The sequence below is a fragment of the Oscillospiraceae bacterium genome, assembly GCA_035380125.1.
Classification (GTDB): domain Bacteria; phylum Bacillota; class Clostridia; order Oscillospirales; family JAKOTC01; genus DAOPZJ01.
In genome coordinates this window covers 1-9,931 of record DAOSWV010000044.1, presented here as the reverse complement: position 1 = coordinate 9,931, position 9,931 = coordinate 1, and the positions used below count along the sequence as shown (strand labels likewise).

The following is a 9,931-nucleotide window of genomic DNA, read 5'->3' as shown; positions in this document are numbered from 1 at the left end:
GCATTAGCCTTTTTTTCTACCACTCGCCTAGCGAGTGGTTTTCTGGATACAAAAAGGCGGCGCATCTCGCGCCGCCTTTTATTGATTTCTTATATTTTCTGAGCACCATGATAACTCAGCATCATCAACATAGTTCGACCGTTCGCGCTGGCATTCGGCAGCCAGGGCGTATAAAACGGATTAGAGTCGTCGTAGCGTTCCATCATGTAATATTCCGGCGTCATAATGTATTTGAGCTGTGCATCCAGTACTGCTTTCATCTTTTCACGCTGTCCGCTGCGTGTATAATATCGAAACCACTCCAAATCCTTCATCGAACCGTACCAAACCTTGTGCCCGTCGCGGAAAACACCGCGATCAGCCATCAACCAGGTCAAACCGGGTCCAAATACACCAAGTTCACGGCAGCCGTTTTCCAAACGCTCCGGAATGTCGGTGCTCTCGTCAATCAAGTCTACATTTAAAAGCATTGGCGTCACGGTTTCACGCCGCGGCGCAACGCCCTTTTCGAATTCTTTTTCCCGCATTGGATCATCGTGCGGATCAACCGGAAATGTAAAATTTCCGCTGTACTTAGCACATATCTTGTCAATGCTCGTTTTCATCGCGCCTCTGTAGGAATCATTGGCATTTTCAATTTGTTTAAGACCTTCCGCATTGAAGTGTTTAAATGCGGCAATCAATGCCCGGTACCCTTCAAGGTTAAAGACATCTGTCATTCCCCAGCACTGTGCGCCGGGCTGTTCATAATCGCAGGAGCGCATCGGCGGGAACAGACCGCCGATCTGATTGGGGTCATCATAGGAATTGTGGCGTGTTTGCTCAATCCACTCAACCGCTTTTAAAGCATTCTTACGATATTTTTCAAAATACTCACGGTCGTTATTGTTCATTGTATAAACTGCAAAACCATATAGGCAGCAACCCGTCACAGAAGCCCAAGGAACGCCGAAGTTGACAACCTGCCCGTCTTCCTGCTGCAAGATGTCAAAATAGGTATCCATCACAGGTCTGAGGTACTTTGAGAAATCACCCGCTTTTGACAATGCCGCAATTACCGGCATGGCTTCGGACGGCCAAATTAAACGCTGCATGCTACCCTGTCTCGGGAGTACGTAATCGTGCCCTTTTGGGATAGCGAACATCTGTAAAATTTGCGCGATAAAATTGGTATAAGCAGCGTGTGTCTCGACATCGTCGGTGGCCGGTACGGTTTTTATAGCCGAAAGTTCGTCTTTCCAAAAGCATTCGGTTTTTTCACGTTCAACATCGTAATCGAAGTTCACCGGGGCGTTTTCGCCGAACGCAAAATAAAACTCACGCTTTGCTTTGGGCGGAACCTTGAAATCGAACCGAATCATTCCGTTACCCACATCGACCGCTTCTTTTCCGTTGACGCTAAATCGATATTCGCCCTCGGTCAGAACACCGTCTTTGAAAGTCGCATGGCTCGGCATAAACAGCCATGGCGCACAGTCGGAGAGATAGGGGCTGTAACCGTCGTCATCAGAGCCGGTCAATATAGATTCTTTGCCCTTGCGCAGGATAATTGTCATGTGTTCGTCGGCCTCTATACCGGATTGGTTGTCCATCGTGACTTTGACAAAAACCGTCGGAACACGTTTGACATCGCAAAAGCACTCCATTTCAAAGAAGCATCGATTGGTACGCCGTAAAATCGAATGGACCGGGATTCCGTCGGCACGGGCGCTCTGCTGGGTTTCCTCACGCGGGAAAGCGGTGGGCGGATCGCCGCGCAAAATGCGAAATCCGCAGGACTCGGGCTGCTCTTCCCCGACGCCGTAAATGGTGCCGATGACAACCTTCGCATCCGGCCAAAGGGTGATCAAGCGCTCGCAAAACGGCGGATGCAGATACTTCTTCGCCGTAACACCGCGCTGCCAGTTGGAAACGTATTTGAAATTCATAAAAAACACCTCCGCTCCGAAAGAGTATAACATTGTCTTGCCGAATGCGCAACCGCAAAGTTGACAGTTGACAGTGAAAAGTGGAGAGTGACATTTCCGTTGGAATCGGTGTTTTATTCACTATGAGGGGCGATATTTACAATTTGGTAAATATATGCTATACTGCGATTGATCGTTGCTGTTTAATTATTACGATTTGATAATATAAGGGAGATCAATATGAAAAAGATATTCTGTATATTGCTGATATTAATATTTCTTTGCGGATGTGCGACAACAAATCCCGCAAGTTCTACGCCTATAAGTTCCGAAAACGAAACAATAGATATGAGCTTCGATTCTTTTGGCGGTGAATGCAGCGACGATATCATTGAGTTTATCAATAGTCCCCGGGACAATCAGTTATATGAGGATTTACACATTGTTTTTCGATTTGAGAAGAAAAATGGGCAGTTATTATTAACAGGCATCTCAAGTGAAGATGGATCTCACAAGCAAGGGCCGTTTCTTGCTCTCAATGACCCGGACAACTGGAGATGGGGAAAATTTAAATCAAGTGAGTATTTTCAAAAAGCGATTGCTTTTCTGTGTGATGAGGACGCTATCAAACAATGTTTCCACGAAAACGGTGTTGAAAACATCCAAAAGATTGTCATTATAGATGGTCCGTGTGTGGAAGCAGGTTATGTCATTACGGCGATCACAGAAACGCAAGCATATTTTATGACAGTACCCATATCGAATGAGAAATACGGTGATTATATATTTCAAAAGGTCTATACACAGGATGAGTTTTTGAAAATTTACAGTCCCCGGCCTGCCAAAGTTTTTATCAATGAAAAAGAAGTAACATTTTCAACGACACCTATATTGGGCGATGTTTTCCTTGAGATGGATCTGTTTGAATTTTTAGATGGGCTTGGTATTCAATATACTTATAACAAGGATCATAAAACAATCAGCTTTAATAATATAATCTTGCAAATGGATGAATACAAAGATGGTTTATATGACGTTGAAATGTTTAAAGACGACAGCGAGCATCGGGATGTTATTGGAGAGGTCAAATATGTAAAAGGGAAATGTATCGGAGATTTGTTATTATATGATGAATTATGCCGCGCCCTGGGATATAGTATGGAATTGCATTATGATGATTATAGCATACGGATTGTAAAAAATTAATCAGCATGAAGGGTATGAATGGATGGAATCATTTTGAATATAAAACCGGGGTTAACAAGACAACAGAAGATCGGTAATAATGATTACGACCTATAAAGCAAAAACATGAAGCAGGGCAAACGTCCTGCTTCATGTTTTATAATTCATCAATTGTATGATTTATTGCAATTCCAGTTCGGTTTTATGAATGACTTCGATGCGGGAAAGGAGTTTTTCACGGCGCTGGCGCTGTTCTTCGACGACTGCGGGCGGTGCTCTGTCTACGAATGCCTGATTGGCGAGTTTGCCTTCAATCTGACCGAGTTCCTTTTGAGCCGCTTCGAGTTCCTTTTTCAATCGCGCTTTTTCGGCTTCAATGTCGACCAGTTCCGCAATCGGAATTGTCATTTTAGCGTCGTCGGTGACAATCGAAATGCCGTCGGTCGTGCCCTCGACCACATCGCTGCAGCTTGCAAGACGCACAAAGAAACGTTTGCAGTCAAGGTATTTGCTGATGTGTTCACTGTCGATATGCACGACAGCTTTTCTCGACGGCGCAACATTCATTTCGGCTCTGCGGTTGCGGATGGCTTTGACCGCAGCCATGACCGTCTCGACCATATCGGCTTCATCGCCGAAATCAAGAGCCGCGTCATATTGCGGATAGGAGGCCAGCATAATGGTATCGCCGTCGTGCGGGAGCGTCTGCCAAATCTCCTCGGTGATAAAGGGTAAGAACGGGTGCAGGAGTTTGAGCGTGTTGCTCATGACATAACACAGCACTTGCGTCGCTTCTTCTGCCGGTGTACCACCGTCGTACAGACGGTCTTTTGACAGCTCGATGAACCAGTCGCAGAACTCGTCCCAGATAAAATCATAGAGTTTTCCGAGCGCCATACCGATCTCAAACCGATCAAGCAGCTCATTGACTTCGCGGGTTGTCCGGGTGTAACGGGTCAGAATCCATTTATCCTCAGGTACAAGGGTTTTGGGCAGCAAATCCGGGGTAATATCGGATTTCAGGTTCATCAGGATAAAACGCGCCGCGTTCCAGATCTTGTTGCAGAAGTTGCGGCTCGATTCAATCTTCTCGTCAGAGAAGCGCATATCGTTGCCGGGTGCGTTGCCGGTGGCCAAAGCGAACCGGAGTGCGTCGGCGCCGTATTTATCAATAATCTCGAGCGGGTCGATGCCGTTGCCAAGCGATTTGGACATCTTGCGTCCCTGCGCGTCGCGCACCAGGCCATGGATCAACACGGTATCGAACGGTTTTTCGCCCATGTATTCAAGGCCCGAGAAGATCATGCGCGAGACCCAGAAAGTGATGATGTCGTAGCCGGTCACGAGGGTATTGGTCGGATAGAAATAGGACAAATCTTTGGTTTCGTCCGGCCAACCGAGCGTCGAAAACGGCCAGAGCGCCGAGGAAAACCAGGTATCCAGCGTATCCGGGTCCTGACGCATCGGTTTTCCGCATTTGGGGCAAACGGGGTTTTCTTCTTTTGTGACAATCATCTCACCACAGTCGTCGCAGTAAAATGCCGGAATACGGTGACCCCACCAGAGCTGACGCGAAATGCACCAGTCGCGGATGTTCTCCATCCAGTGGAAATAGGTCTTATCAAAACGCTCCGGAACAAATTTGATATCACCGCTGCGAACGGCTTCGATGGCCGGTTTGGCTAGCGGTTCCATCTGCACAAACCACTGTAAGGATGCGCGCGGCTCAACCGTTGTAGAGCAGCGATAGCAGGTGCCGACATTATGGTCGTGATCCTCGACGCGAATCAGATACCCCTGCTCTTCCAAGTCCTTGACGATGGCCTTACGGGCCTCGTAACGGTCCATACCCGCATATTTCGGATAATCAGCGGTGATCTTAGCGTCCGGCGTCATCACGTTGATAAGCTCCAGATTGTGGCGGCGTCCAACCTCAAAATCGTTGGGGTCGTGCGCGGGAGTGATTTTAACCACGCCGGTACCGAATTCCGGATCGACGTATTCATCAGCTACAATCGGAATTTCGCGCCCCACCAGCGGCAGAATCACGGTCTTGCCGACCAGTTTTTTATAGCGTTTATCCTTCGGATGCACGGCGACTGCAGTATCACCCAGCATGGTCTCCGGGCGTGTGGTGGCTAATTCGATATAACCGGTGCCGTCCGAAAGCGGATAGCGCAGGTGCCAGAAGTGGCCTTTTTGATCTTCGTATTCAACCTCGGCATCGGAAATCGAAGTTAAGCAGTGCGGACACCAGTTGATGATACGCTCACCGCGATAGATCAGCCCTTTTTCATACAGACGGATAAAAACCTCTTTAACGGCCTTAGAACAGCCCTCGTCCATTGTGAAGCGGGTTCTTGACCAGTCGCAAGAGGAACCCATTTTCTTGAGCTGCTCAATGATGCGGTTGCCGTACTGCTCTTTCCAGGCCCAGGCGCGTTCCAGAAACTTCTCGCGCCCAATGTCCTCTTTTGACAAGCCCTCTTTGCGCATGGCCTCGACGATCTTAGCCTCGGTGGCAATAGAGGCGTGGTCGGTGCCCGGCAGCCAGAGCGTGCAGAAACCGCTCATGCGCTTATAGCGTATGAGGATATCTTGAAGCGTATTGTCAAGGGCGTGACCCATATGCAGCTGCCCGGTGATATTGGGCGGCGGGATCACGATGGTATAGGGCTGTTTTTCGGGATCGGGCTCATCGTGGAACCAGCCGTTTTCCTCCCAGTTCTTATATAATTTGTCTTCAAACAGAAGCGGATCATAGTTCTTTTCGAGCTCTTTGGGCATGAATAAATCCTCCTGATATTATGATTTCCGTTATATCAAAAATCCGGCGCTGTTCGCACCGGATTCGACTTTTTCTAAATGTGGGGCGACCACATTTTCGCCGGCGCAAGCATAACAAGCGATTGCACCCGCGTAATGCAGTTACAACCGCACCGTTACCCCGACGGAAATATTGACAGATGACTGAAGTTGAGAAAAGGCCATTTGTTGCCTCCGGATAGAGATTATGCGGCAATAATACCATAAAACGCTCCAGATGTCAACATAAAGGGGCGGTCTTGGTATTCCAAGACCGCCCGCATTTTCAATATTTTATTATGCCGCGTAGAAAAACACGATTACGCTTCTCTGTGGTACGCCGTCGACGACAGTTTGCAGAGCCGCAATGCCGATCTTTGCAAAATCAAACTCTGCTTTTGTTGCAAATTGTGTGCTTGCCAGTACGGTTGTTCTGAGTGCTTCAAGCGTGTTGGCAGTCGAGGGAATTTCATTCACCCAGACGCTGTAATTCAAACCGGTCAGGCGGCCCTCGGCGCTGTCAATCGAATTGACAATAGCAGTCACTTTGGAGCCATCGGGCAATGTACGGAAATCGGTACCTGCGATAAATTCATCCGAGGCATCGAGCAGTGCCTGTGCATAGGTCTCAGCGGCTTTGGTCAGACGATCGCTGGTGACCAGTGCATCTTTGCCAAGTTCGGCACGTTTTGCGTTAAAATCGGCCAACACAGCGGCAGTGATGTCGGTATATTCGACCTCAGGCACATCGGGTTGAGACGATTCGGATGGGGTTGAAACTTCGGAAACAGTCGAGACCTCAGAGACAACGGATGTCTCGGAAGGCACTTCTGATGAAACCTCCGACACGGTCGAGTCAATAGGAGGTGTGACAGACAGCGTCTCGGACGATACGGATGAAGCCTCTTGGCTTGGTTCAGAAGCAGGCGTACAAGCGTTCATACCGATTGCAAAAACGAACGCAAGCAGGACGACAAGAACTTTTTTCATAAGTATATCCCTCTTTCTAAAAACGGCTCTGTTTTATCTGAGTGGGTTGAAGTCGAACCTTTACTTCAATCCTTATACATGTTACCAAAATATACCTAGATTGTCAAGCGAAAACCGCATAAAACCCGTTGAAAAAACCATCGAAAATTATCGAAAAATATATTGACATTCTCGGGTGAAATATGTATATTAAATCTTGCACGGTCCGCGGATGCTTTGTGAGAAAAAGCGAGGCAACGCCGGGCTGATTTTTTAACGAATTGGGGGATGATAGATGTCAAACGAACTTATCCGCCTGTCGGACGTCTCAATGGTTTTCGACGGCGAAGAGGTTTTGAAATCCATCAATCTTTCCATCAACAGCAAAGAATTTATTACATTTCTAGGCCCGAGCGGCTGCGGAAAAACCACAACGCTGAGAATCATCGGCGGGTTTTTGTCGCCGCATTCGGGCTTGGTTTATTTTGAGGGAAAGGATATCACAAACCTTCCGCCTTATAAACGCCATTTGAATACTGTATTTCAAAAATACGCCCTGTTTCCCCATCTGGACGTATTTGAAAATATCGCCTTTGGCCTCCGTCTGCAAAAGCTGCCCGAAAAAGAGATTCGCGAGCGGGTTTTTGAGATGCTTGAACTCGTGAATCTTCATGGGTTTGAACGCCGTAACAGCAGTTTACTCTCCGGCGGTCAACAACAGCGCGTTGCCATCGCCCGCGCTCTCGTCTGCCGTCCCCGCGTCCTGCTTCTCGACGAGCCCCTCGGTGCGCTCGACCTTCGTCTGCGCAAGGATATGCAAGCCGAACTCAAACGCATTCAACAGCAGCTGGACATCACCTTTATCTACGTCACCCACGATCAGGAAGAAGCGCTCACGATGAGCGACCGTGTTGTGGTCATGGACGGCGGAAAAATCCTGCAGATCGGCACCCCCGAGGACATTTATAACGAACCGGTAAACGCCTTTGTCGCCGACTTTATCGGCGAATCGAATATCATCGACGGCGTTATGCTGGACGATCATTTAGTCGAATTCTGCGGCCGGAAATTCGACTGTCTGGATGCGGGCTTCGGTCAAAAAAAGCCGGTTGACGTCGTCATCCGCCCTGAGGACATCGACATTATCCCCTTTGAAAAAGGACACATTAAGGGTGTTATTACCTCTGTAACCTTTAAAGGTGTGCATTATGAGTTCATCGTCGACGTGAACGGCTTTAAATGGATGATCCAGTCCACCGATTATCTTGCGATGGGCACCGAAGTCGCCTTCGTCATCGAACCCGACGCCATCCACATTATGCACAAGAGTGAATACTCCGGTATGTTCGGCGACTATTCGACCTTCAGCGCGCAATATGACGAGGAAAGCGAAGCAGTCAATTTAACGGAGGAAGAACAAAATGAAGAGGGCTAAGCTGCTTGCGGCGCCCTATATTCTCTGGATGGCGCTGTTCACGATTATCCCGCTTGCCGTGGTTTTTTATTTTGCTTTCACGGACAATACGACCGGCCAATTTACTTTTTCAAACATCATTGAATTAAAACAATATCTTCCCACGTTTGCCGATTCGCTCTGGCTGGCAATCGTCTCGGCTGTGTGCTGTTTGATCATCGGATATCCGGTGGCCTATACAATCGCACATGCGTCTCCGTCAGCCCAACGCATTCTGTCACTATTGCTGCTTCTACCGATGTGCACGAGCTTTTTACTGCGTACTCTTGCGCTCGTCGCGATGCTTGAGGACACCGGCATTATCAATCAGATTTTAGGATTGATCGGAATCGGGCCCATCACGATGCTGCGTACGCCGACTGCGGTCGTGTTCGGTATGGTGTATAACTACCTTCCCTACATGATTCTACCGCTGTACAGTGTTATGACCAAAATCAATCCCGCATTAATTGAAGCCGCTCAGGACCTTGGATGCAACGGCTTTCAGGTTCTATCCAAAGTCATGCTGCCGCTTTCGGTACCCGGTATCATCTCGGGTGTGACCATGGTATTCGTTCCGGCGGTCAGTACCTTTTATATCTCGAAAAAGCTCGGTGGAACCGGCACTGCCATGATCGGCGACGTGATCGAAAGCCAGTTCAAAGCGTCATATAACTTCAATGTGGGCGCGGCGATGTCGCTTTGTCTGATGATCATCGTATTTATTTGCATGGGCATTATGAATAAGTTCACGGACAATGACGAGGTGACGCTGGTATGAAACGATTCAGCCGTATTTTTACCGTGATTGTCTTTATCGTCCTCTATGCGCCGATTCTTCTGCTGGTGGTCGCGTCCTTCAACTCCGGCAAAGATATGGCGGTCTTTAAGAGTTTCACGTTTTACAACTATCTAGAGCTGTTCAAGGACGATACCCTGCTGAGGCTGCTGGCCAATTCCGTGATTATCGCGGTTTTGTCCTCGCTTTTCGCAACGGTCATCGGCACGGCGGCCTCAATCGGTATCGAAAAAATGGGGAAACGGGCAAAATCAGCGATTATGACCGCCACCAACATTCCGATGACCAATCCCGAAATTGTGACCGGTATCTCTTTGGCTTTATTGTTTGCTTTTGCGGGCCGCATGATTGCCAACAATAATATCCTCGGTTTCGGAACACTGCTGATTGCACATATTACCTTCAATCTGCCTTATGTCATCCTCTCGGTAATCCCGAAACTGCGGCAGTTGAACCCCAATCTCAACGAGGCGGCGCTCGACCTCGGCTGCACGCCGGTTCAATCCTTTTTTAAAGTCCTTCTGCCCGAGATTATGCCCGGTATTATCACCGGTGCGATGATGGCGTTTACCATGAGTCTGGATGATTTTGTGATCTCCTATTTCGTCTACGGGCCGTCGTTCACTACGCTTCCCATCGAAATTTACAGCTACACAAAAAAACCCTTGCCCCCGAAAATCTATTCTCTGTTCACCATCATCTTCTTCGCAATTGTGCTGGTTATGGCGGGAATGACAATCCTGCAAAGTTATGACGATAAAATAAATATCCCCCGGTAAAACCGGGGGTTTTTCATAGACGGGCAAAGCCCTA

Annotated in this window: 7 protein-coding genes; 4 read left to right on the top strand and 3 right to left on the bottom strand. The window is 48.2% G+C overall.

The features are described 5' to 3' along the window. Positions 1–89: 89 nt before the first annotated feature. Entirely contained in the window at positions 90–1,928 is a 1,839-nt protein-coding gene (locus PK629_12585) for a hypothetical protein (protein ID HOP12315.1), read from the bottom strand. A 219-nt stretch (positions 1,929–2,147) separates the two neighbouring features. Between PK629_12585 and PK629_12580 the strand changes: the two genes are divergently transcribed. Then, on the top strand, positions 2,148–3,113 hold the full coding sequence (locus PK629_12580) for a hypothetical protein (protein HOP12314.1): 966 nt from the start codon (positions 2,148–2,150) through the stop codon (positions 3,111–3,113). Between the two features lie 159 nt (positions 3,114–3,272). Here the strand turns inward: PK629_12580 and PK629_12575 are convergent, their stop codons facing one another. Next, a complete protein-coding gene (locus tag PK629_12575) occupies positions 3,273–5,879 on the bottom strand; it encodes a valine--tRNA ligase (protein HOP12313.1) in 2,607 nt (868 codons plus the stop codon). A gap of 315 nt (positions 5,880–6,194) precedes the next feature. Beyond that, entirely contained in the window at positions 6,195–6,887 is a 693-nt protein-coding gene (locus PK629_12570) for a hypothetical protein (GenBank protein ID HOP12312.1), read from the bottom strand. Positions 6,888–7,161: 274 nt separating this feature from the next. Between PK629_12570 and PK629_12565 the strand changes: the two genes are divergently transcribed. The 3 genes from PK629_12565 to PK629_12555 are packed head-to-tail and all read left to right on the top strand — an operon-like array spanning position 7,162 to position 9,897. Continuing rightward, a complete protein-coding gene (locus tag PK629_12565; protein ID HOP12311.1) occupies positions 7,162–8,301 on the top strand; it encodes an ABC transporter ATP-binding protein in 1,140 nt (379 codons plus the stop codon). Next, complete coding sequence (locus PK629_12560; protein ID HOP12310.1) at positions 8,288–9,100, top strand: ABC transporter permease; 813 nt, start codon at positions 8,288–8,290, stop codon at positions 9,098–9,100. The genes PK629_12565 and PK629_12560 overlap by 14 nt, the downstream gene beginning before the upstream one ends. Further along, positions 9,097–9,897: an ABC transporter permease gene (locus PK629_12555; protein ID HOP12309.1), complete on the top strand. Its 801-nt coding sequence runs from the start codon at positions 9,097–9,099 to the stop codon at positions 9,895–9,897. The genes PK629_12560 and PK629_12555 overlap by 4 nt, the downstream gene beginning before the upstream one ends. Positions 9,898–9,931: the final 34 nt, after the last annotated feature.